Source organism: Rhizobacter terrae (genome assembly GCF_003852895.1).
In the GTDB taxonomy this organism is placed as follows: domain Bacteria; phylum Pseudomonadota; class Gammaproteobacteria; order Burkholderiales; family Burkholderiaceae_C; genus Albitalea; species Albitalea terrae.
This window is the reverse complement of record NZ_QUSW01000006.1, coordinates 276,380-298,499: the sequence shown is the minus strand read 5'-3', so window position 1 is coordinate 298,499 and position 22,120 is coordinate 276,380. Positions and strand designations below refer to the sequence as shown.

Genomic DNA, 22,120 nt, shown 5'->3' with positions numbered 1-22,120 from the left:
TCCACGGTCCCGACCCGGATGACTCGGATGGTGCAGTGCACCCGGCGCTTGTATGGCTTGCGCTGCGCCTTTTCGCCTGAGTCTATCAACGCTGCCTGCCCGATGGTGCATGCACCGGCAGACAGCGAGGCACAGCGCTTGCCCCCTCATCAGCAAGTGTCTTCCTTCCTGGAGCGTGCATGTCTTCCACATCGAGAAAAGCCTGGCGCATCGCCGCCTGGACCCTGGGGCCCATCGCCGTCGCGGTGCTGGGCCTGGTGGCCTGTGAGGTGGCGGGCTGGCCCTTCCTCAAGGGGCCGGCCGAGCGCCAGCTCACGCAGCGGCTGGACCGGACGGTGGCGCTCGGGGACCACTTCCGCCTCAAGCTGTTCCGGTCGATACGGCTGGACACGAGTACCTTGCGCATCGGGCCACCGTCCAGCCTTGCGGCCGATTCGCCGCTGGGCGGCGACCTCGTGAACGCCAAGGATGCGCACCTGGAGCTGCCCTACGGCACGGTGCGTCGTCTCATGAAGGCCGACAACAGCGAACCGCCACGCATCACGTCGCTGCGCTTTGGCGAAGTGGATGCGAACGTGAAGCGCCTGGCCGATGGGCAGGCCAACTGGACGATGGGCAAGCCCCGCGATGGGCAGGCGCCTCGGCAGTTCGACCTGCCCACCATCGAGGAGCTGATCATCCACAACGGCAACGTCCGCTTCGACGACGCCATCCTCAAGACCGCGCTCGAAGCCACCGTCAACACCAGCGAAGGCCAGGTCTCCGAAGGCCGGGCCACCGGCTTGAACGTGCAGGGCAAGGGCCGCCACGAGAAGATTCCTTTCGAATTCCACGTCACATCGTCGGGCGTGCTGCCGCTGGTGGCGCAGGGCAGCCAGGGCCGCCGCGACGCCGTGCCCATCACCATCCGCCTGGCCGGCGGCGACAACGCCCGCTTCAGCTTCGACGGCACCGGCACCGACATCTTCAGCTTCGAGGGCATCGATGGCGACGCGAGCCTGTCGGGTCCTTCGCTGGCCAAGGTGGGCGACGCAGTGGGCCTCACGCTGCCCAACACCGAGGCCTTCACGCTGAAGGGACGGCTGAGCAAGGCCGGGCAGGTGTGGTCGCTGAACAAGGCCACGCTTGCCGTGGGCGAGAGCCACCTGGGCGGCAGCTTCAGCGTGGACCGTTCGCCCAAGGTGCCGCTGCTGCGCGGCGAGCTCAACGGCTCGCGCCTGGTGCTGTCGGACCTGCTGCCCGCCTTCGGCGCGCCCAAGCCAGGCACGCAGAAGTCCCAGGTGCAGGTGGCGAAGCAGGGCGGCAAGGTGCTGCCGGAGAAGGAGTTCGACATCCCCTCGCTGCATGCGATGAATGCCGACGTGAAGGTGCGGCTGGCGCGGGCCGAGCTGGGCACGCTGTTCCGGCAGCCGCTCGCGCCGCTGGACGGCGACCTGTCGCTGCAGTCGGGCGTGCTCAAGTTGTCGAACCTGGTGGCGCGCACCTCGGGTGGCGAGGTGAAGGGGCAGCTGGGCCTGGACGCCAACCCGGCCAATCCGCTGTGGACGGCCGACCTGCGCTGGGGAGGCATCGAGCTGGACCAGTGGCTGCGTCCGCGCAACAAGACCTCGCAGACGCCCAAGCCCTCCGGTGAGAACCCGGGCTACGTCACAGGCCGACTGGGCGGACATGCCGAGCTGCAGGCCCGCGGGAAATCCACCGCGCAGATGATCGCGTCCACCGACGGCACGGTGCAGGCCTGGGTGCGCGACGGCACCATCTCGCACCTGGTGGTGGAGGGCGCGGGCATCGACATCGCCCAGGGGCTGGGCGTGTTCCTCGTGGGCGACAACCCGCTGCCCATGCATTGCGCGGTGGTGAAGGCCAATGCCAAGGGCGGGCTGCTCAAGCCCGAGGTGGCCATGGTGGACACGAAGGACTCCACGCTGTTCGTGGATGGCACCGTGTCCCTGGCCGACGAGCGCCTGGCGCTCACGCTGACCACCAAGCCCAAGGACATGAGCCCGCTCACGCTGCGTTCGCCGGTGCACGTGGACGGCACCTTCAGCAACCCGCAAGTTCACCTGGAGAAGAAGCCCATCGCGATCAAGGCGCTGGCGGCGCTGGCGCTGGCCGCGGTGACTCCGCTGGCTGGGATCATTCCGCTGGTCGACCTGGGTGACAAGGAAGCGGCGGGCGGGTGCCGGCAGGCCCTGGACCGGCTGCGTGATGCGAATGGTCCGGTGGGTGCACGCGATGCGAAGGCGCCCAAGGCGAGCGACAAGACCTTGCCGCCGGAGCCCGCGGCCCGGCACGCAGCGGTGCCCGGGCCGGTGCGCAAGTAGAGAGGTGTCTCAGGCGTGCTTGCGGCGGCGCTCCACCGCAGGCACCTTCAGCATCTGACGGTACTTCGTGACCGTGCGCCGCGCGACCGTGAGGCCCTGGCGAGCCAGCTGCCGCGCAATCTCCGCATCCGACAACGGATCCATCGGGTTCTCGGCCGTGATCATGTCCTGGATCACGCCGCGGATGGCGGTGGCAGAACACGCACCGCCGCTGGCCGTGGGCATGGCACGCGAGAAGAAATACTTCAGCTCGTACACGCCCGAGGGCGTGGCCATGTACTTGTTGTTCGTCACGCGCGACACGGTGGACTCATGCAGCCCCACCTCGTCGGCGATCTCCTTGAGCCCCAGCGGTTTCATCGCCAGCGGGCCGTATTCGAGGAAGTGGCGCTGCCTGCGCAGGATGGCCTCGGTCACGAGCAGGATGGTGGAGAAGCGCTGCTCCACGTTGCGCACTGTCCAGCGCGCTTCCTGCAGATGTGCGGCCAGCTCGGCATGCTTGGCGTTGCGGTGCTGCTGGAACAGCTCCGCATACACGCGGTTGAGGCGCACCTTGGGCACCACGGCGGGATTGAGCTGAGCCTGCCATTGCCCGCGGATCTTCTTCACGATGACATCGGGCACCACGAAGTGCACGTGCGATGCACCGAAGCGCCAGCCCGGCCGCGGGTCGAGGTGGCGGATGCGCTCGCACACCACCTCGATGTGCGCGGTGTCGCGGTCGAAGATGCGCGCCAGTCCGGGAATGTCGCGCTGGGCGAGCTTGTCCATGTGCTCGCTGATGATGCGGCGCGCCAGCTCGCGGTCCACCTGGTCGCCGATGCATTCGAGCTGCAGCAGCAGGCATTCGGAGACGTTGCGCGCACCCACGCCGCACGGGTCCAGCGACTGCACGAGCTTGAGCGCGGTGTTCATCTCGCAGGCATCGACCTCGGGGTCGAGCTCGGCGATCTCGGCCAGTTCGTCCAGCGACAGGCGCAGGTAGCCGTCGTCGTCCAGCGATTCGATGACGGCGCACACCAGCGTGCGGTCGCGGTCGCTCAGCGGCATCACGTTGACCTGGCCGTGCAGGTGCTGGCGCAGATCCACGTCGGCGGCCACCATCTCCATCACGCCGTCGGTGTCGCCGCCGCTGTTGGCCGAATTGCCGGGGCCGCCGGTGTTCTGCCAGCTCTCGCGCTCCCAGGCGGCATCGGCTTCCGCTTCGGCGGACGAGGTCGTGGTGGTCGAGATGGCGGGTTCGGTCAGCGGCGAGGTTTCAGCCATCCCCTGGTTGTCGGCACCGGAGGCCGCGGCCGATTCCGCATTCGGTTCCTCGATCTCGAGGAACGGGTTCTTGCCCATCGCGTCCATCACCTCCTGGGCAAAGTCCAGGGACGACAGCTGGAGCAGGCGGACCGCGTGCTGGAGCCGAGGCGTCAGCGTCTGGTGCTGCCGCTGCTCGGTGCGAGTCTGGAGCGCTGGTGTACTCATGCGGACACTCGAATGTGGTGGTTTTGCAGGGGTTCAACGCAACCCCTGTGCCAAGCCGGCCGGCGCGTGGCGCGCGAAGGTAACAAAGCCGCTCAAGGTGCTTGAGTGAGTGCATTCGCAATCGGCCGGAACCCCGCGAGATTGCAAGGTTTTCGCAGGGCCGGTGGGTTGTAAACACCGAACGCCGCCGCCCTCGGAGCCCGGAGCAAACGGCGTGCGCAAGGGCCCTGGAAGCGGTCATATTTTCGTGGCGCTTTGTCCTATTTACCGCAACACCTGCGGATGGGACGCGATGTGGCCGGGGCATGTGAATTGCCGCGACGCTGGACTCGCCTGGACCTTGTCCGTCCCGCTTCCTCCCGGAGAACTCGAATGTCCCGATCCCTTGACAGCTCCCGCATTCCCGTTGTCGCATTCAGTCACACCCGCTGGGCCGAGGGCCCGCGCCGTCCGCAGCACCTGCTGGCGCGCCTGGCCCGCCAGCGGCCGGTGTTCTTCGTGGAAGAGCCGGTGGGCGACGACGATGCCGCCTGGCTGGAACACCACGAGGCCTGCACCGGCGTCACCGTGCTCACGCCCCACCTGCCCGTGCAGTCGCCCGGCTTCCACGACGACCACCTGGCCACGCTGCAATCGCTCATCGGCCGGCAGCTTCGCCAGCAAGGCGTGGACGAAACCATCGCCTGGCTGGGCACGCCCATGGCCTTGCCGCTGCTGGGCAGCCTCGCGCCGCGTGCCGTGGTCTTCGACAGTGCCGACGATGGCTGGCCCCACGACGAGCTGCCTCGCCAGTGGCACCAGCGCGAATCGCTGCTGCTGCGATGGTCGGACCTCGTGCTGACCCGCGGCCCCTCGCATCACGAGGAAACACTGTCCCGCCATCGCCACGCGCTGTGCCTGGCGGGCGGCGCGGATGCCCAGCTCTTCGCCCCGCAAGGCGCGGCCTCGCGCATCGACACCATGCTGCGGGCAGAGCAGGTCCAGGGGCGCATTCCCGGTCCGCGCCTGGGCTGCTTCGGGGTCATCGACGAGCGCATCGACTTCGGGTTGATCCACGCGCTGGCCGCCGCGCGTGCGGACTGGCAGATCGTGATGGTGGGGCCCGTGCGCCGCGTGGACCCGCTGGAGCTGCCGCGGCGCTCCAACATCCACTGGCTGGGCGCGCAACCCGAGGCGCTGCTGCCGCAGCTGGTGGCCGACTGGGACGTGTGCCTCGTGCCGCACGCCATGAACGACGCGGCCAGGCTCATGGGCTGTGGCGCCGTGCTGGACTACATGGCCGCCGACAAGCCGGTCGTCTGCACGCCGCAGCGCGACCTGGTGTCCCTGTTCGGCGACGTGCTGCGTTTCGGCCACGACGCGCCCTCGTTCATCGCTGCCTGCGACTGGGCCTTGCGCGAAAGCCCGGACAAGCGCGCCGAGCGGGTGGCCGAGATGCATGCGGTCGTGGCCGTGCACTCGTGGGAACGGGCCGTGCAGTCGCTGCACGAGGCGCTGGCGCAACTGCTGGCCGCGCCGCGGCGGGCGGACGCGCCCTGGTGCAGCACCCCCGAGCGCGGGCGTGCCAATTGCCGCGAACTGCGTGAAGCGGCGGTTTGAGGCCTCCGAGCGAGGCTCGGTGGCCTGCGCGCCTGCAATTTCTACAGGCAGCGGCAATGGGTGCCGCTGCCTGCCTGTGCACCAGACAGGAGAGATGAATGCCTCATGCACTGATCGTCGACGATGAACTCGACGTGGTCGAGTGGATGGCCGAGGTCGCCCGTTCCGAGGGCTACACCGTGGTCACCGCCGATTCCCTGCGGGCTGCCCGCGCCCAGCTCGTGCGCCAGACGCCGGACGTGCTGCTGACCGACCTGCAACTGCCTGACGGCCGCGGCACGGACCTCGTGCGCGACCTGGAGGCGCCGGCCCAGACCGAGGTGGTGGTGATCACCGGCCACGCGTCGGTGGACAGCGCCATCGAGGCGGTGCGCATCGGCGCGAGCGACTACCTGATCAAGCCGGTGGACGTGGAGCGGCTGCGTGCCATCTTGCGCCGCCAGCCGCAGGCCGCCGAACTCAAGAGCGAGATCGGCGAGCTGCGCGAGGAGCTGCGCCGCGCGGGCCGCTTCGGCCACATGGTCGGCGACTCGCCGCCCATGCAGGCGCTGTACGACAAGATCGCCCGCGTGGCGCCCACAGCGGCCACCGTGCTGCTGACGGGGGAGAGCGGCACCGGCAAGGAGGTGGCCGCGCGCACCATCCACGAACTGAGCCGGCGGCGCAAGTTCCCGTTCCTGGCCATCAACTGCGGGGCGATCTCGCCCAACCTCATCGAGAGCGAGCTCTTCGGCCACGAGAAGGGCAGCTTCACCGGTGCCGACCGCCAGCACCGCGGCTTCTTCGAGCAGGCCGCGGGCGGCACGATCTTCCTCGACGAAGTGACCGAGATGCCGCCGGACCTGCAGGTCAAGCTGCTGCGCGTGCTGGAGACAAGCACCTTCGTGCGCGTGGGCACCACCGAACCGGTGAGCACCGACGTGCGCGTCATCGCCGCGACCAACCGCTCGCCCGAGCGCGCCGTGGCCGAGGGCCGGTTCCGCGAGGACCTGTACCACCGGCTGAATGTGTTTCCCATCGCCTTGCCGCCGCTGCGCGAACGCGGCAGCGACATCGAGATGCTCGCCCAGCAGTTCCTGCGCGAGCTCAACAAGGTCGAGGGCACGAACAAGGCCTTCTCGCCCGAGGCGCTGGCGCGGCTGTACGAGCTGACCTGGCCGGGCAACGTGCGCGAGCTGAAGAACTACGTGCAGCGCGCCTACATCCTGGCCGATTCGGTGGTCGAGGGCGTGGATACGTCGTCGCAGCCACCGCTGGCCGCCGAGGACCAGAGCGGGCTCGTCGTCGTGCGCGTGGGCACGCCGCTGGAGGAAGTGGAGCGGCGGGTCACCATGGCCACGCTGGAGTCCTGCGGACGCGTCAAGCGCACGGCCGCACGCATCCTCGGCATCTCGCTGAAGACGCTCTACAACCGGCTGGAAGCCTACGCGGCCAAGGACCGGGCGCGCGAGCTGGAAGAGAGCGGGCCCATGCCGCTGGTGGAGGAGCACGAGATTCCGAGCACGGTGGGGCGCGGGCCGCCCTCAGGGCAGTTCCGGCGGCACTGATCGCCGCTCAGCGCGGGCGCCGCTTGCCGGGGAACGGCAGCACGATGCAGGAAGGCCGGGCATGGCGTGGCCCGGAGAGGCGGTGCGAGCGGGCGAGGGCGATGGAGGCAGGCGGGGCGGCCGTGGACGACGGTGGGGCGCGCAGCTCAACCGGCCTGGCGCGCGCGACGAGCCTCGGCCCCGATCGGTCGATGGCCGCGGCCAATGCGCCGGCCGCCAGCACCCCTTGCGTGCACAGGCAGGTCCACAGCACGGCGATGATGGCCGCCTCGGCGAGGCTCTCCGGTGAAGCCGGCGTGGCGCGTGCCAGCTGCAGGCCGATGATGACCGTCACCGTGCCGATGGCCGTCGCGCTCGTGGCGGAGGCCACGCGCACCGCATGCGGCGACGCGGGCGCATCAGGCATCGACCGCAGCATCGCCGCCAGCAACATGCCGAGCAGGGCGCAACCCAGCGACCACAGCGCGAGCAGCACCACCGTTTCGGCCAGCAGGGTGTGAGTGCCGGCGCGACGGGCCAGCGCCGGCAGCATCACCGAAGACACGAGCAGCCCCAGCGCCACGAATCCGCCGGCGCACAGCATCGCGAAGCCCATCACCCGCGTGCGCAGGAAGGGGTCGAAGAGCAGGGGCATCGAGCCCGAGGGGTCGTAGGCATTGAGGCCCTGGCGCAAGTGGCTGAAGGCGCGCGCGGCACCCAGCAGCGCGATGCCACCGGCCAGCAGCGCCATCCACGCGCTGAGGGAATGGTCCCAGACGACGCCCAGCAGCAGCGCGCCGGCCATGCCCAGCACGGCATGGAAGGAGGCCGCCGTGCCCATGCCGGCCGCGCTCTGCCGCCACAGCGACATCGCATCGAGCAGCAGCCGCAGGAGGCTGCGGCGGGGCAGTTCGTCCAGGCGGCGGCGCAGGAGCTCGGCATGCACGGGCAGGGATCGCATGACGCTGCTTCAGCAGCCTGCATGCCCAGGGCACCCCCGGCTTGCGGGGGATGCCCTGCCTCGGGCATGCCGGCTGCCGAATGCTGTCGTATGTACAGCATCGACACCAGGCACGCGCCGCATGCGCAGCCGGCGGGCGCCGCCTCAGACGCGCAGGCCCGTCCACCGGTGGCCTCCTGGCCGATGCGCGTGCTGGTCGCCGTCGCCGCGGTGTTCTTCATGCAGACCGCGCAGCCGCTGCTGCTGCCCATCGTGATCGCGGTGGCGTTCACCTTCGTGCTCTCGCCCCTGGTGCGGCGCCTGCGCCGGCTCGGGCTGCCGGAGACCGTGGGTGCGGCGGTGGTGGTCAGCGCGGCCTTGTGCTGCGTGGTGCTGGCGGTGTCCGCACTGGCCACGCCCGCGGCCGAATGGCTGGACCGCGCGCCGGCCACCGTCCGGCAGCTCATCGACTCGGCGGACAAGATCCGCACCACGCTGTTCGAGTTCTCGGCCGGAGGGCGCAAGGCGCGGGCGAGCGCGGCGGCGCAGCGCAGCGACCCCATCGCGGAGAAGATCGCCAGCGAGGGCATCACCTTCACCCGCGTGGTGCTGGCGCAGATGTTCTCCTTCGCGCTGGAAGCGGCGGCCACGGTCATCCTGCTGTATTTCTTGCTGGCCTCGGAACATTGGTTGCTTTCGCGGACCGTGGAAGCGGTGCGGCGGCGACGAACGCGCGCGCTGGTGCTGGGCGGCGTGCGCCAGGCGCAGCGGGAGATCGGCCTGTACCTGGGCACCATGGGGCTCATCAACCTCGGCCTGGGCACGCTCACCGCGCTGGCCATGTGGGCCCTGGGCGTGCCCAACCCGCCGCTGTGGGGCGCGATGGTGGTGCTGCTGAACTTCGTGCCCTACCTCGGCCCCGCGGTGATGACCGTGGTGCTGCTGCTGGCCGGCAGCATGACCTTCGGCAACAGCGCCGACATGCTGGGGCCGCCGGCTTCCTTCCTGGTGCTGCATGCGGTGGAGAGCAACTTCGTCACGCCCTGGGTGGTGGGCCGTCGGCTGCGGTTGGCGCCGCTGTCGGTGTTCCTGTCGGTGATGGTGCTGGGCTGGCTGTGGGGCATCGCAGGCGCCTTCGTGGCGGTGCCCATCGTGCTGGGGCTGCGCACCACCTTCAAGCGCACACGCCGCTTCAAGTTGGCCTGCGTGTACTTCGAGGGCGATGCCACCCCGCCGCCCAGCCTGCGCTCGCTGCTGAGGAAGTCCAGGCGCCGCACCTGACCGGCGGCTTTTGCCGCGGTGTGAAGATATTGACCACAGTGAGCAGCGCTTCCACGAGGGAAGGGCGCCGGATCACCCCAGGTACGCCGATTGCTGAATGCAGCGGACCATTTCCGGAGTACCCGATGCAAGCCCTCTCGCTTCGCACCGACAACACGCAAGACCACCCGTCTCGCGATCCCGCGGACCACGCCAACCAGGACCGCCGCCGCCGCGGCAAGCATCCGCGCGGCAACTCGCCCTCGCGTCCGAGCGCTGCATGATCCTGGCCTGACCTCTCCATGCCGGCCTCAAGCCGGTCTCAGGCCGGCTTGATGTCGTGCGCCTTCAGCCGCTGCGCAACCTGGTAGGACAGGTCGCTGGCGAGCTGTTGCCGCCTGGGCCCGCGCGCCTCGTGCCACACCGCCAGTTCGTAGGCGGTGGCCGGTCCGCCCAGCATCGTCACCAGCGCTTCGGGCGCAGGCTGCTTCAGCACGTCCGGATGGCTGTTCGCGGCATCCACCAGCAGGTCGTGCATGACCTGCGTGTCGGTGCCGCTGGCCACCTGCACCGCGATGCGCAGCCGGATGGGCTGCTCGGTGTAGACCTGGTTCACCACGTTGTCCAGGATGAAGCGCTGGTTGGGCACCAGGATGGCCAGCCGGTCGTTGGTCACCACCGTCGTGCGCCGCGGGCCGATCTCGTGCACCACGCCTTCGATGCCGCCCACCTCCACGCGGTCGCCGATCTTGATCGGCCGCTCCAGCATGATGATCAGCCCGCTCACGAAGTTGCTGATGATGTTCTGCAGCCCGAAGCCCACGCCCACGCCCACGGCGCCGGCCAGCACGCTGAAGGCCGAGAGGTTGATGCCCGCGTTCTGCAGGATGAGCATCGCGCCCACCACCAGCACCGCGTAGCGCATGATGCTGCCCACCGCCTCGCGGGTGCCCAGGTCCAGGTGGGTGCGGTGCAGCGCACGGTTCACCGTCCAGTCGCGCACTCGGCGCGAGGCCCACACCAGCAGCAGCGTGAAGGCGACCAGCTTGAAGGCCGACGACACCGTGATCTCCGTGCCGCCGAGCGTGAAGAGATGAACGTCGAAGCGTTCGATGTGGTCGAGCAGTTGTTGCCAGTCCATCGTTCCCCTTGCAGTCAAAAGTGAATCCCTAGCTTGCAGCACAAGCTGTGCCGATGGCGTGTCCGCCGGTGACAGCGGAATCCGTTGTGCTGGGTATGTGCCTTGCCCATTCATTGGCAATGCCAACGACCTGTCCGAGGGGCCGCTGTGAGAATCGCTTACATCACCGAAACCTATCCGCCGGAAATCAACGGCGTGTCGCTGACCGTGGAGCGCACCGTGCGCCACCTGCGTGCGCGCGGACACGAGGTGGACCTCATCCGTCCTCGCCAGTCCGGTGAACAGCCGGGTGAAGCCGACGGCGAGATGCGCACCATGGGTTGTCCCATCCCGATGTACCCGGACCTGCGCCTGGGCCTGGCCTCTGCCGCGACGATCCGGCAGCGGCTGGAGCGCACCCAGGCCGAACTGGTGCACGTGGCCACCGAAGGCCCGCTGGGCTGGTCGGCCATCAGGGCCGCGCAATCGCTGTCGCTGCCCATCACCTCGGATTTCCGCACCAATTTCCACGAGTACAGCCGGTATTACGGCCTGGGCTGGCTCAAGCCCGTGGTGCTCGACTACCTGCGGCGTTTCCACAACCACGGCCAGCGCACCTTCGTGCCCACGCAGGCCACGCACGACCGGCTGATGCAGCAAGGCTTCGAGCGCCTGGAAGTGGTGGGACGCGGGGTGGACACGGTGCTGTTCTCGCCGGAGAAGCGCTCGGCGGCGCTGCGCGAGGAACTGGGCGCCAATGACGGGCCCATCCTGCTCTACGTGGGCCGCCTGGCTGCGGAAAAGAGCGTCGAGCTCGCACTGTGCGCCTTCGAGGCCGTGCGCATGCGCATGCCCGGCGCCTGCATGGTGGTGGTGGGCGACGGCCCCCTTCGCAAGAAGCTGGAGGATGACTTCCCGGATGCGCGCTTCGTCGGTGCGCAGCATGGCGAAGACCTCGCACGCTGGTATGCCAGCGCAGACCTGTTCCTGTTCCCCAGCAGCTCGGAGACATTCGGCAACGTGACCCTCGAAGCGCTGGCCTCGGGCCTGCCTGTCATCGCCTTCGACACCGCTGCCGCGGCCGACCACGTGGACGATTGCGACAACGGCCTGCTGGTGCCGCTGGGCGAGGACAAGACCTTCATCGCCTCGGTGTGCAATCTCGCCTGGCAGCATCGTCACCTGGGCGCACTGCGCTCGCACGCCCGCCGCGCGGCGCTCAAGGCGCACTGGGGCGACGTGCTGGGCCGATTCGAGTCTGTGCTGCAGGAGACGGTGCATGCCCATGCCGGCCGATCCCTGAATGGAGCGGTGCTTGCTGCTTGAGGAGCGGCGGCAGGAGCGGCTGCGCCTGAGGCAGCAGCGGGTCCAGCTGTGGACCTGCCGCGAACGCGCCGCGGTGCTGTGGCTGCACCGGGCGGTGGGCATTCCTTCGGTGCTTGCACTGTTCGCGCTGGTCAGCCGCGTGGGCGATGGCATCGCCTGGTACGCGGTGATGGCCAGCCTGCCACTGACCAGCGGTGGCTGGAAGGTGTCGCTCTACATGGTGGCGCTGGGAGCCGTGAACCTGGTCTTCTACAAGGCGCTGAAGCTGCACACCGCGCGACCGCGTCCTTTCGTGGACTGCACCGACATCAGGGCCTGCGCACGCTGCCTGGACGAGCACAGCTTCCCCAGCGGCCACACCATGCATGCCGTGGCCTTCAGCATGCTGCTGTCGCACTTCTACCCGGCGGTGGAGCCGCTGCTGTGGGGCTTCACCACGCTGGTGGCCCTGTCGCGGGTGGTGCTGGGCCTGCACTACCCCAGCGACGTGCTGGCGGGGGCGGTGATCGGTGTGGTCACGGCGGGGTTCTTCCTGGTGGTGGTCTAGGCCACCTGTTGGGCCTCTTGCCGCTCCCGCGGCCGGCGCATCAGCAGGTACGCGGCCGGGATCACGAACATCGACAGCAAGGGCGCGGTGATCATGCCGCCCACCATCGGCGCTGCGATGCGCTGCATCACCTCCGACCCGGTCCCGGTGCCCCACATGATCGGGAACAGCCCCGCGAGGATGACCGCGACAGTCATCGCCTTCGGACGCACCCGCAGCACCGCGCCTTCGCGGATCGCATCGAGCAGGTCGGCCTCGGCGGAGCGCCCCTGCGCCAGCCGGGTGGCCCAGGCGTTCTTCAGGTACAGCAGCATGATCACGCCGAACTCTGCGGCCACCCCAGCGAGTGCGATGAAGCCGACCGCGCCCGCCACCGACAGGTTGTAGCCGAGCATCCACAGCAGCCAGATTCCGCCGACCAGCGCGAACGGCAAGGCCGCCATGATGAGCATGGCCTCGCCGACGCGTTGGAAGGTCAGGTACAGCAGCACGAAGATGATGAGCAGCGTGAACGGCACGACGACCTTCAGCCTGGCGGTGGCCCGCTCCAGGAACTCGAACTGGCCCGACCACGACATGGCGTAGCCCGGCGGCAGCTTGACCTTGGCGGCCACCGCACGCTGCATGTCCTGCACCGCGCCGCGCAGGTCGCGCCCGCGGATGTCGACGTACACCCAGCCTGACAGCCGCGCGTTCTCGCTACGCAGCATCGGCGGGCCGTCGGTGATGCGCACGTCGGCCACGTCGGACAGCACGAGCCGCTGCCCGCGCTCGGACACGATGGGCAGCATGCGCAGCTTCTCGACCGAGTCGCGGGTCTCGCGCGGGTAGCGGACGTTGATCGGAAAGCGCTGCAGGCCCTCGACGGTCTCGCCGATGTTCTCGCCACCGACGGCCGACGAGATGACCGACTGCACGTCGGCGATGTTCATGCCGAACCGCGCCGCATCGGCGCGGCGGATGTTCACGTCGATGTAGCGCCCGCCGGTCAGCCGCTCGGCCAGTGCACTCGTCACGCCGGGCACATCCTTGAGCACCCGCTCGACTTCACTGGTGAGCCGGTCGATCGTCTGCAGGTCGCTGCCCGCGACTTTCACACCGACGGGGCTCTTGATGCCCGTGGCCAGCATGTCGATGCGGTTGCGGATCGGCGGCACCCAGATGTTGGACAGGCCCGGCACCTTGACGATGCCGTCCAGCTCCTCGACCAGCTTGTCGGCGGTCATGCCGGGGCGCCATTGGTCCCGGGGCTTGAACTGGATCGTGGTCTCGAACATCTCCAGCGGCGCCGGGTCGGTCGCGGTCTCGGCGCGGCCGGCCTTGCCGTAGACGCGCTCGACCTCGGGCACGGCCTTGATGAGGCGATCGGTCTGCTGCAGCAGCTCGGCCGCCTTGCCGGTCGACAGGCCCGGCAGGGCGGAGGGCATGTACAGCAGGTCGCCTTCGTCGAGCCGCGGCATGAACTCCGCGCCGATGTGCGCCAGCGGCCAGAGGCTGACGGCGAGCGCCACGCCCGCGATGGCGATCGTCAGCTTCGGCGCCTTCAGCACCGCATCCAGCATCGGCCGGTAGACGGCGATCAGCACGCGGCTCAGCGGGTTGGTCTTCTCGTCGGGAATGCGTCCGCGGATGAGCCAGCCCATCAGCACCGGGACCAGCGTGACCGACAGGCCGGCGGCCGCTGCCATCGCGTAGGTCTTGGTGAACGCCAGCGGCGAGAACAGCCGGCCTTCCTGCGCTTCCAGCGTGAAGACCGGAATGAAGCTCAGCGTGATGATCAGCAGCGAGAAGAACAGCGCCGGCCCCACTTCCGCGGCCGACTCGGCGATCACCTGCCACCGGGCCGGTCCATCGAGCACTTGTCCCGCATGGCCGTGGTTCCACTGCTCCAGGTGCTTGTGGGCGTTCTCGATCATCACCACCGCCGCATCGACCATCGCCCCGATGGCGATCGCGATGCCGCCCAGCGACATGATGTTCGCGTTGACGCCCTGGTGGTGCATCACGATGAACGATGCCAGGATGCCCAGCGGCAGCGAGATGATCGCGACGAAGGCCGAGCGCAGGTGGAACAGGAAGACGAAGCACACCAGCGCGACGACGACGAACTCCTCGATGAGCTTGTGCGTGAGGTTGCCGACGGCGCGCTCGATCAGGCCCGAACGGTCGTAGGTCGGCACGATCTCGACGCCGCGCGGCAGGCTGGCCTGCAAGGCCTTGAGCTTGTCCTTCACCGAGGCAATCGTCTCCAGCGCGTTCTTGCCCGAGCGCATCACGATCACGCCGCCCACCGCCTCGCCGACGCCATCCATCTCGCCGATGCCGCGGCGCATGTCGGGTCCGAGCTGGATGCGCGCCACGTCGCCCAGCCTGACCGACACGCCGGCGGGCGTGGTCATCAGCGGGATCTGCCGGAAATCCTCCAGGCCCTGCAGGTAGCCCGAGGCGCGCACCATGTACTCCGCCTCGCCGAGCTCGAGCACCGAGCCGCCGCTTTCCTGGTTCGCCTTCTGGATGGCCTCGATGACCTTCGTGTGCGGGATGGCGTAGGCCGCGAGCCTCGCGGGGTCGAGCTGCACCTGAACCTGGCGCACCATGCCGCCGATGGTCGCGACCTCGGCCACGTTGGGCACGGTCTTCAGCTCGTACTTCAGGAACCAGTCCTGCAAGGCGCGCAGCTGGCCGATGTCCTGCGTGCCGCTGCGGTCGACCAGTGCGTACTGGAAGATCCAGCCGACGCCCGTCGCGTCAGGTCCGAGCGAGGCCTTGGCTGCGGCGGGCAGGCGGGACTGCACCTGGTTGAGGTACTCCAGCACCCGGGAGCGGGCCCAGTACAGGTCGGTGCCGTCCTCGAACAGAACGTACACGAACGAATCGCCGAAGAACGAATAGCCGCGCACCGTCTTCGCACCGGGTACCGACAGCATCGTCGTCGTCAGCGGATAGGTGACCTGGTTCTCGACGATGCGCGGCGCCTGGCCAGGGTAGGTCGTGCGGATGATCACCTGCACGTCCGAGAGGTCCGGCAATGCGTCCAGCGGTGTCTTCATGACCGAGCTCACGCCCCAGGCGCCGAGCATCAGCGTCGCCAGCAGCACGAGGACGCGGTTCGTGATGGACCAGCGGATCAGGCGCGCGATCATCGCTGCTCTCCGTTCAGGCGCACTTCGAGGCCGCGCAGGCTGGCTTCCGAATCGATCAGGAATTGCGAGGACACGACGACGCGCTGGCCGGCCTGCAGCCCGCGCCTGATCTCGGTCTGGCCACTGGTCTCGAGCCCGGCCTGCACCTCGACCGGCCGGAAGCGGCCGCCGCTCTCGGCCATCATCACGACGGCGCGCTGTCCGGTCTGGATCACGGCTTCGCTGGGCACGAGCAGTGCCTTGTGCTGCCGCGGGTCCACCAAGGTCATCGTCACCGACATGCCGGGGACGAGTCGACCACCGGCATTTGCCAGTTCCACGCGTGCCTTCAGCGTGCGCGTGGCCGCATTCACGTCCGGCAGGATCGCCTGCACCTTGCCGTCGAAGACCGCCCCTGGCACGCCCGGACTTTGTGCCTGCACCTTGATGCCGGGGCGCAGCATCGCGGCCTGGCTTTCCGGCACTTCGGCGTTGGCCCAGACGGTGCCGATGCCGTTGATGCGCAAGAGCGTCGTGCCGGCCATCACCGTCATGCCGTCGCGCGCCATCAGCTCGGCCACGACGCCGCCGATGGGCGCGGTGAGCGTGATGCGCGGCTGCGAGCGCCCCGTGGACTCGACGAGCCGGATCTGCTCTTCGTTCATGCCGGCCTGGCGCATGCGCTGCCGCGCACCGTCGACCAGCGTTGCGAGATCGTTGCCCGTCATGCGGCGGACCGACAGGAACTCCTCCTGCGCTGCGACCCAGTCCGGCACGTAGAGATCCACCAGCGGCTGGCCCGCGCGGACCGGGTCGAGCGTGGCGCGCACGTGCAGGCGTTCGACGTAGCCAGTCGCTCGGGCTTGCACGATGGCCTGGTCGCGCTCGTTGAAAGCGATGCTGCCCACGGCCGACACCTGCGGCGACAGGATGCCCTCGACGACCTCGGCCGTGCGCACGCCGAGGTTCTGCTGGACGCGCGGGCTGACCGTGACTTGGCTGTTGTCGCCGTCGCCGTCGGCATAGACCGGCGACATCATCATGTCCATGAAGGGCGATTTGGCGGGCTTGTCGAACTTGTTCCCCGGCACCATCGGGTCGTGGTAGTAGAGGATCTTCCTGCCGTTCGCAGGATCGACATCGCCCGCCTTGAGTCCGGCTTGCATGTGTCGGCGGGTGGCGTCCTCGCCGTTTTCATTGGCGGGCGCCGAGGTAACCGCGGCTGCGGTGGGTTGCGGGCCCTGGCTCATGCCGCGATGCATTCCGAGCTGGTACAGGCCGTAGCCCGCACTGGCCAGGGCGATGGCCAGCGCGCCGGCGATCACGAAGCTGCGTTTCATGGTTGGTTCTCCGGGGTGCCATGGCCGACTGGGACCAGGTAGTTCAATTGCGCCCACAGCCGCGCCGTCTCCATCTCCAGGCGCAGCCGGTCCATGCGGGTCTCGACCTCGCCGCGGCGCGCATCGAGGACGCTGGCGAGGGGGCTGGCACCTGCGCGATACGCCACCAGCGCGGCGCGGGTGCGGTCGGCCGCCAGCGGCAGGAGCTCGCGGTCGTAGCGGCCCAGCCGTTCGCGGTTGCTGTTCCATTGCAGCAGCAGGGTCCGCGCCTCGGCGATGTGCATGCGCGTCTCTTCTTCACGCTGTGCACGCATCTGCTCGACGATTGCGAGCCTGGCGGCCAGCTCGCGGTCCTGACGGTTCTTCTGGTCCCATTGCAGCGGGATGGACACGTTCAACGAGACCATGTTCGAGTAGGCCGGTCCACGCTGGCTGACCATCAGCTCCAGGCTCACGTCGGGCTGTTTGCCGGCACGGGCGGCATCGGCCTGCGCCTGTGCGGCGGCCTCGCGCTTGAGCATCGCAGCGACTTGCGGATGGTGAGCAATCCCGGCGTCCAGGTCCTCGGGGCGCAGCCGCACCGTGGCCATGTCCGGCGCTGCACCGAGTTCGTCTTCGGGCGGGTTGCCCGCCCAGCGCGCGAGCATCGCTTTTGCCGCGGCGAGTTCGCGCTCGTTGATCGCGAGGCGATCGTCGATCTGCGCCACGGCCGATCGCGCCGCGAACACGTCCGCCTGCGCGCCCCTGTTGCCTCGGTACGCGGCTTCCGCCCCCTGCACCTGGAGTCGCGCTTCGTCGCGTTGGGCCAGCAAGACCTCACGCATGCGCTCCAGGTAATGGCGCTCAAGCCAGGCGATGGCGGTGTCGCGTTGCAGGCTCGCCAGGACGAACTGCCGATCCGCGTCGGCGGCCTCCGCCTCGCGCTCGTAGCGGGCCGCGCCGGCTTTCAGCTTGTCGGCGCGTGTCCACTCCTGCATCACGCCGAGCGAGCGCATGGTCATGAAGTCCGCCGTCAGGCTGAAGCGGTCCGGGCCATTGACCGGCAGGTTGTTGATGCCGGCCTTGAGAACGGGATCAGGACGGCGGCCGGCGGCCACCGCCATCTCGCGGGCCGCCGTGGCGGCCGCTTGCTGGGCGGGCAACAGGCGCGAGTGCTGCTCGGCCATGCGAAGCGCATCGTCGAGCGTCAGGGGCGCGGCGTGCACGGCTGTGCACGCCGAAGCCAACAGCAGCGCGGCTGAAATTCTGGTGAGAGGTTCGAAAACCATGGACATCTCCGGACGGACCACGGGAGGCAGGCGGTCCGCGAGGTCGGGACCTGCATCGGACGGGTGCACTCGAAGGCACGCGGCACACCGCTTCACGCGGTGCGCGCAGTGCGTGGCGTCAGGAGATCAAATGCGCAGGACGCAGTGCAGGATGGCGTGCGGCGGTGGGGTCGCCGCGAGGATCGGATCGCCTGCAGGCGCGGACGCCGTTTCGGCAGCGAGGCCGGCGTCATCGGGCAGCACGTAGAGCACGGCCAGTGCGGGCGGGATCACGACTGGTGTGGGGGCAGCATCGTGATTCTGCTGGCCCATCTTGCAGTGTTCGGCACAGAGATTGGCGGCACTGCGGTCCATCTGATCGCAGTCCGCCGGCATGGCCCCGGTGGGCATGGTCGCCAAGGAAGCAGGCTGGCCGAGGCCGGGGCAGGCGTAGCTGCTCACGGCCAGTTGCGCGAACAGGAACACGCCGATCAGCACGCGGCAGATCAGCTGGTTCAGTGTCCGGGGCAAATGCATGGGCACGATTGTAGGGACTGGCGGCCGCTCGGTGTGAGTCCGCCGGATCCATCATGAGCTCATCCGCATTGGTGCGTTGTCGCCACGGGGCTGCAGCGGTATGGTGATGGCCTTCTTCCACCTGACCTCCCATGCCCATCGACCGCCTGCCCATCATCGACCTGACGCCGCTGCGTGAACAGGCGGTGGACGGACCGGACCTGCGGCGCGCTGTGCAGGACATCCGCCAGGCCTGCCTCGCCCACGGCTTCTTCTACGTGACCGGCCATGGCCTGCCCGATGCGCTGACCTCACGGCTCGACACCTTGTCCCGCACGTTCTTCGCCCAGCCCGACGAGGCGAAGCTGCGTCGGCCCATGAGTGCCGGCGGACGCGCCTGGCGTGGCTACTTCCGGGCCGGCGGCGAGCTGACCTCGGGGCGGCCGGACTGGAAGGAAGGTCTGTACCTCGGCACCGAGCTGCCCGCCGACCACCCGCTGGTGCGTGCCGGCACGCCGCTGCATGGCCCCAACCTGTGGCCGGACGCACCCGACGGCTTGCGCGAGACGGTGCTGGCCTACCTGGAGGCCGCCGCGGCCGTGTGCGCCATCGTCCTGCGGGGGATTGCACTGAGCCTGGACCTGCCGGCCGACTACTTCGAGCAGCGCTACACACGCGAACCGCTGCTGCTCTTTCGCATCTTCAACTATCCGAGCCGTCCGGCGCCCGAGGCCGTGGCATGGGGCGTCGGAGAGCACACCGACTACGGCCTCTTGACGCTGCTCTACCAGGACGACACCGGCGGCCTCGAAGTCCACACGCCCGATGGCTGGGTCGATGCGCCGCCGGTGCCGGGAACCTTCGTGTGCAATCTGGGCGACATGCTGGACCGCATGACCCGTGGCCTGTACCGCTCGACGCCGCACCGCGTGCGCCTGAACGTTTCCGGCCGGGACCGCATCTCCTTCCCGCTGTTCTACGACCCCAACTTCTTCGCCACGCCGGCGCCCATCGAAGGACTGGACGCCGCAGCGGATGACCGCGCCACCCGCTGGGACGGCGCCAGCGTGCACGAGTTCAGCGGAACCTATGGCGACTACTTGTTGCGCAAGGTCGGCAAGGTCTTCCCGGAACTGGGCGCGGCGGTGCTGAGGTAGGCCAGGTGCTCAAGCCTTGAACGATCGCGGCGGCGGCGGGTCGGCCACGGGCGCTTGCAGCACCTTCTGCCACCAGCCGACGTCGCGCCAGCTGCCCAGCTTGTAGCCCACCTGTCGATAGACGCCCAGCGGTTCGAACCCCATGGCTTCATGCAGGCCGACGCTGGCGGCGTTCGGAAGCGCAATGCCGGCGAAGGCCTGGAAATAGCCGAGGTCTGCCAGCGCGTCGAAGAGCGCCTGGTACAGCCGGCGGCCCACGCCCTGGCCGCGGGCGTCCTCCCGCACGTAGGCGGTGGTGTCGACCGACCACTGGTAGGCCGCCCGCTCGCGGTGCTTGCCGGCGTAGACGTAGCCGTTGACTGCACCAGCGGCGTCCAGGCTGACCAGCCAGGGAAGATGCTGCAGCGTGTTGCGGATCCGCGTGCGCATCTCGTCGACGGTGGGAGGCTCCAGCTCGAACGAGATCGTGGTGTTGGCGACGATGGGGGCGTAGATGGCTGCGATGGCAGCGGCGTCATCGGGGTTGGCGACTCGCAGGGTCATGATGTGCAGGCAGCGTTGCATGGGGGTGGCCATCAGTATGACGCCGCGGTTCGAAGGCGGCGTGCACGGCCAGGCCGATCGCTGCCCCTGCCAACTCGGCCAGCATGAATCCGGGTGCACTTGCCGGCGCAATGCCGGCGAAGCTGTCGCTGAGCATGCGGCCGAAGACGGCGGCCGGATTGGCGAACGAGGTGGAGGCGGTGAACCAGTAGGCCGCGCCAATGTAGCTCGCCACCATGGCGGCCACGCGGGCGGCGGGCGCACGCAGGATCACCAGCAGCAGCCCCGCGGTGGCGACCGCTTCGGCGATCCATTGGCCCGTGCCGGACCGGACCTTGGCAGACAGCTGCAGCACCGGCAGGTCGAACATCGCGTGCGCCAGCCATGCACCTGCTGCGGCACCCAGCAACTGCGCCGCTGCATAGGCCAGGAACGAGGCCTTCGGCAACGCGCCTCGCCAGGTCATTGCGGCGCTGACGGCGGGGTTGAAGTGGGCGCCGCTGATCGGGCCGAACACCTCGATCAACACATACAGCCCACCGACCGTGGCCAGGGTGTTGGCCAGCAGTGCGACGGCCACGTTTCCTCCGGCCAGGCGCTCGGCCATGATGCCCGAGCCGATCACGGTGGCCAGCAGCAGTGCGGTGCCCAGCGCTTCGGCGGCGAGCTTGCGGGACAGGTCCATGGTGGCGGCCTCAGCTGCGGACGATGTGGTCCAGCGCCTGCTGCAGCTCGGCGCTGCCCATGGATTCCAGCGGCAATGCGAGCAGCTGCAGCATCCGGTAGCCGATGGCCTGGCGGGTCAGCTCGAAGGCAGTCCGCCGGGCATCCTCACCACCGGGGGCGTTGGATGGGTCCGGATAGCCCCAGTGCACCTTGACCGGGCTGCCGGGCCAGTACGGACACTGCTCGGCCGCCGCGTTGTCGCACACGGTGATCACGATGCGCATCTCGGGCGCGCCGGGCTGGATGAACTCGTCCCAGCTTTTGCTGCGATAGCCGCTCACGTCGATGCCGGCGTTGCCGAGCACCTCGAGCGCGAAGGGATTCAGCCGGCCGCTGGGCGCGCTGCCGGCACTGTAGGCGCGCACGTCCTTGCCAAGCCTGGCGGCCAGGTGGTTCAGCATGCCCTCGCTCAGCACGCTGCGAGCCGAGTTGTGGGTGCACAGGATCAACACGTTCGTGGTCATGGACAGGTCTCGGGTCAGGCGCGGCAGCACGCCGGGGTCAGGGAAGACAGCAACTGCTGCAGGTAGGAGGCTTGCGCCGGGTAGCCATGGCCATTGCCGAAAAGCCCGATGCGTGACGGACGGCCCGGCTGCGGACGATAGGTGCCGAAGACGCGGTCCCACAGCACGAGGGCGCTGCCGTAGTTGGAGTTCGCCTCCCGGGGTTCGGCCGAATGGTGCCAGCGGTGCAGCTCATTGGTGTTGAGCACGCGGTTCAGCCAGCCATTGCGGGTGTCGACGTTCAGGTGCTGCAGCATCAGCACCGGCTGCGTGAACGCCACCGCGGCCAGCAGCACGTCCTGCGGCGCGCCGAGCGTAATCAGCGGGAACATCGCCGCGAATGTGTTGATGAGGTGATTGACGGGATGGAAACGGAAGTTGTTGAGCCAGTACAAGCGTTCGCTGCCGTGGTGCATCGCATGCAGCCACCACAGGCTGCGCACCTCGTGGTGCGCACGGTGCGACCCATACTTCGCGAACTCGATCCACAGCACGGCCAACGCAGCCTGGGCGACAAAAGGCCAGGTTGCCGCCGGCCAGTCGGCGCCGGGGCTTGCGCCGAACCAGGTGGCGGCCAGCACCGGCATCGCGGCCTTCACCGCCGGATCGACCAGGCCGATGACCACTGCGGCGCTGGTGAGGTCGGTGGTGGTGTCCGGGCCTGAGCGAACCCAGCGAGGATCAAACGGCGCGATGCGCTCCAGCAGCGCGCCGGTGGCGAGGACCAGCACGCTCCAGCCCAGGACGATGGGGGCCACCGGCCACCCCAGGCTCCTGGCCATCCAGAAGGCAGCCAGGCTTCCGCCGACCGCCAGCAGGTACAGCTGGCGGGTCATGAATTGCTTCAAGGC

General features: G+C 68.9%; 19 protein-coding genes. 8 read left to right on the top strand and 11 right to left on the bottom strand.

What is annotated here, in order from left to right; translation table 11 throughout:
* The first annotated feature begins 179 nt into the window (after positions 1-179).
* A complete protein-coding gene (locus tag DZC73_RS21405; protein WP_124542412.1) occupies positions 180-2,324 on the top strand; it encodes an AsmA family protein in 2,145 nt (714 codons plus the stop codon).
* 9 nt (positions 2,325-2,333) lie between these two features.
* On the opposite strand, the gene DZC73_RS21400 is transcribed toward DZC73_RS21405, so the two are convergent.
* Positions 2,334-3,797, bottom strand: coding sequence for an RNA polymerase factor sigma-54 (locus tag DZC73_RS21400; protein ID WP_124542411.1), 1,464 nt, complete (start codon positions 3,795-3,797; stop codon positions 2,334-2,336).
* 372 nt (positions 3,798-4,169) lie between these two features.
* Between DZC73_RS21400 and DZC73_RS21395 the strand changes: the two genes are divergently transcribed.
* Positions 4,170-5,396: a glycosyltransferase gene (locus DZC73_RS21395; RefSeq protein WP_161974692.1), complete on the top strand. Its 1,227-nt coding sequence runs from the start codon at positions 4,170-4,172 to the stop codon at positions 5,394-5,396.
* 98 nt (positions 5,397-5,494) lie between these two features.
* Positions 5,495-6,943, top strand: a complete 1,449-nt coding sequence (locus DZC73_RS21390; RefSeq protein WP_124542409.1) for a sigma-54-dependent transcriptional regulator — start codon at positions 5,495-5,497, stop codon at positions 6,941-6,943.
* 7 nt (positions 6,944-6,950) lie between these two features.
* Here DZC73_RS21390 and DZC73_RS21385 read toward each other — a convergent pair whose 3' ends face one another.
* Positions 6,951-7,883, bottom strand: coding sequence for an SUI1 family translation initiation factor (locus DZC73_RS21385; RefSeq protein ID WP_124542408.1), 933 nt, complete (start codon positions 7,881-7,883; stop codon positions 6,951-6,953).
* A 90-nt stretch (positions 7,884-7,973) separates the two neighbouring features.
* Here DZC73_RS21385 and DZC73_RS21380 point away from each other — a divergent pair, with 90 nt between their 5' ends.
* Both DZC73_RS21380 and DZC73_RS29780 read left to right on the top strand, forming a co-directional pair.
* Positions 7,974-9,143, top strand: coding sequence for an AI-2E family transporter (locus tag DZC73_RS21380; RefSeq protein ID WP_161974691.1), 1,170 nt, complete (start codon positions 7,974-7,976; stop codon positions 9,141-9,143).
* Positions 9,144-9,268: 125 nt separating this feature from the next.
* Positions 9,269-9,406, top strand: coding sequence for a hypothetical protein (locus tag DZC73_RS29780; protein ID WP_161974690.1), 138 nt, complete (start codon positions 9,269-9,271; stop codon positions 9,404-9,406).
* A 38-nt stretch (positions 9,407-9,444) separates the two neighbouring features.
* Here the strand turns inward: DZC73_RS29780 and DZC73_RS21375 are convergent, their stop codons facing one another.
* On the bottom strand, positions 9,445-10,263 hold the full coding sequence (locus DZC73_RS21375) for a mechanosensitive ion channel family protein (RefSeq protein ID WP_161974689.1): 819 nt from the start codon (positions 10,261-10,263) through the stop codon (positions 9,445-9,447).
* Between the two features lie 147 nt (positions 10,264-10,410).
* Here DZC73_RS21375 and DZC73_RS21370 point away from each other — a divergent pair, with 147 nt between their 5' ends.
* Together DZC73_RS21370 and DZC73_RS21365 are read left to right on the top strand one after the other, a co-directional pair.
* Positions 10,411-11,568 carry a glycosyltransferase family 4 protein gene (locus tag DZC73_RS21370; protein ID WP_124542405.1) on the top strand — a complete coding sequence of 386 codons (1,158 nt, stop codon included), beginning with the start codon at positions 10,411-10,413 and terminating at the stop codon, positions 11,566-11,568.
* Positions 11,558-12,115, top strand: coding sequence for a phosphatase PAP2 family protein (locus DZC73_RS21365; protein ID WP_161974688.1), 558 nt, complete (start codon positions 11,558-11,560; stop codon positions 12,113-12,115). Before DZC73_RS21370 ends, DZC73_RS21365 begins: the two co-directional genes overlap by 11 nt.
* On the opposite strand, the gene DZC73_RS21360 is transcribed toward DZC73_RS21365, so the two are convergent.
* The 4 genes from DZC73_RS21360 to DZC73_RS21345 all read right to left on the bottom strand — a co-directional run bounded on the left by DZC73_RS21360 (position 12,112) and on the right by DZC73_RS21345 (position 18,361).
* The gene (locus DZC73_RS21360; RefSeq protein WP_124542403.1) at positions 12,112-15,258 is read right to left on the bottom strand and encodes an efflux RND transporter permease subunit; all 3,147 of its coding nucleotides are present in this window, start codon (positions 15,256-15,258) and stop codon (positions 12,112-12,114) included. The two genes, DZC73_RS21365 and DZC73_RS21360, sit on opposite strands and share 4 nt — an antisense overlap.
* Positions 15,255-16,577 (bottom strand): efflux RND transporter periplasmic adaptor subunit, encoded by a 1,323-nt coding sequence (locus tag DZC73_RS21355; protein ID WP_133309067.1) that lies wholly within the window; start codon positions 16,575-16,577, stop codon positions 15,255-15,257. The genes DZC73_RS21360 and DZC73_RS21355 overlap by 4 nt, the downstream gene beginning before the upstream one ends.
* Positions 16,574-17,845: a TolC family protein gene (locus DZC73_RS21350; protein WP_235835225.1), complete on the bottom strand. Its 1,272-nt coding sequence runs from the start codon at positions 17,843-17,845 to the stop codon at positions 16,574-16,576. The genes DZC73_RS21355 and DZC73_RS21350 overlap by 4 nt, the downstream gene beginning before the upstream one ends.
* A 126-nt stretch (positions 17,846-17,971) precedes the next feature.
* Positions 17,972-18,361 carry a hypothetical protein gene (locus DZC73_RS21345; protein WP_124542401.1) on the bottom strand — a complete coding sequence of 130 codons (390 nt, stop codon included), beginning with the start codon at positions 18,359-18,361 and terminating at the stop codon, positions 17,972-17,974.
* Positions 18,362-18,492: 131 nt separating this feature from the next.
* On the opposite strand from DZC73_RS21345, the gene DZC73_RS21340 reads away from it, so the two are divergent.
* Positions 18,493-19,497 (top strand): isopenicillin N synthase family dioxygenase, encoded by a 1,005-nt coding sequence (locus DZC73_RS21340; RefSeq protein ID WP_124542400.1) that lies wholly within the window; start codon positions 18,493-18,495, stop codon positions 19,495-19,497.
* Positions 19,498-19,506: 9 nt separating this feature from the next.
* Here DZC73_RS21340 and DZC73_RS21335 read toward each other — a convergent pair whose 3' ends face one another.
* Genes DZC73_RS21335 through DZC73_RS21320 form a run of 4 tightly spaced genes read right to left on the bottom strand, consistent with a single transcriptional unit; the run spans position 19,507 to position 22,117 of the window.
* Positions 19,507-20,040, bottom strand: a complete 534-nt coding sequence (locus DZC73_RS21335; RefSeq protein ID WP_124542399.1) for an arsinothricin resistance N-acetyltransferase ArsN1 family B — start codon at positions 20,038-20,040, stop codon at positions 19,507-19,509.
* Complete coding sequence (locus DZC73_RS21330) at positions 20,012-20,725, bottom strand: aquaporin (RefSeq protein WP_124542398.1); 714 nt, start codon at positions 20,723-20,725, stop codon at positions 20,012-20,014. Before DZC73_RS21330 ends, DZC73_RS21335 begins: the two co-directional genes overlap by 29 nt.
* Before the next feature lie 10 nt (positions 20,726-20,735).
* Entirely contained in the window at positions 20,736-21,230 is a 495-nt protein-coding gene (locus DZC73_RS21325) for an arsenate reductase ArsC (protein WP_124542397.1), read from the bottom strand.
* Positions 21,231-21,244: 14 nt separating this feature from the next.
* The gene (locus DZC73_RS21320; RefSeq protein ID WP_124542396.1) at positions 21,245-22,117 is read right to left on the bottom strand and encodes a sterol desaturase family protein; all 873 of its coding nucleotides are present in this window, start codon (positions 22,115-22,117) and stop codon (positions 21,245-21,247) included.
* Positions 22,118-22,120 lie beyond the last annotated feature (3 nt).

Bases quoted from the DNA above. Each gene is read 5' to 3' on its own strand.
- DZC73_RS21395 (WP_161974692.1), top strand. From the start codon at position 4,170: ATGTCCCGATCCCTTGACAGCTCCCGCATTCCCGTTGTCGCATTCAGT.
- DZC73_RS21380 (WP_161974691.1), top strand. From the start codon at position 7,974: ATGTACAGCATCGACACCAGGCACGCGCCGCATGCGCAGCCGGCGGGC.
- DZC73_RS21340 (WP_124542400.1), top strand. From the start codon at position 18,493: ATGCCCATCGACCGCCTGCCCATCATCGACCTGACGCCGCTGCGTGAA.
- DZC73_RS21360 (WP_124542403.1), bottom strand. From the start codon at position 15,258: ATGATCGCGCGCCTGATCCGCTGGTCCATCACGAACCGCGTCCTCGTG.
- DZC73_RS21350 (WP_235835225.1), bottom strand. From the start codon at position 17,845: ATGGTTTTCGAACCTCTCACCAGAATTTCAGCCGCGCTGCTGTTGGCT.
- DZC73_RS21385 (WP_124542408.1), bottom strand. From the start codon at position 7,883: ATGCGATCCCTGCCCGTGCATGCCGAGCTCCTGCGCCGCCGCCTGGAC.
- DZC73_RS21325 (WP_124542397.1), bottom strand. From the start codon at position 21,230: ATGACCACGAACGTGTTGATCCTGTGCACCCACAACTCGGCTCGCAGC.
- DZC73_RS29780 (WP_161974690.1), top strand. From the start codon at position 9,269: ATGCAAGCCCTCTCGCTTCGCACCGACAACACGCAAGACCACCCGTCT.
- DZC73_RS21345 (WP_124542401.1), bottom strand. From the start codon at position 18,361: ATGCATTTGCCCCGGACACTGAACCAGCTGATCTGCCGCGTGCTGATC.
- DZC73_RS21400 (WP_124542411.1), bottom strand. From the start codon at position 3,797: ATGAGTACACCAGCGCTCCAGACTCGCACCGAGCAGCGGCAGCACCAG.
- DZC73_RS21335 (WP_124542399.1), bottom strand. From the start codon at position 20,040: ATGACCCTGCGAGTCGCCAACCCCGATGACGCCGCTGCCATCGCAGCC.
- DZC73_RS21330 (WP_124542398.1), bottom strand. From the start codon at position 20,725: ATGGACCTGTCCCGCAAGCTCGCCGCCGAAGCGCTGGGCACCGCACTG.
- DZC73_RS21405 (WP_124542412.1), top strand. From the start codon at position 180: ATGTCTTCCACATCGAGAAAAGCCTGGCGCATCGCCGCCTGGACCCTG.
- DZC73_RS21375 (WP_161974689.1), bottom strand. From the start codon at position 10,263: ATGGACTGGCAACAACTGCTCGACCACATCGAACGCTTCGACGTTCAT.
- DZC73_RS21355 (WP_133309067.1), bottom strand. From the start codon at position 16,577: ATGAAACGCAGCTTCGTGATCGCCGGCGCGCTGGCCATCGCCCTGGCC.
- DZC73_RS21390 (WP_124542409.1), top strand. From the start codon at position 5,495: ATGCCTCATGCACTGATCGTCGACGATGAACTCGACGTGGTCGAGTGG.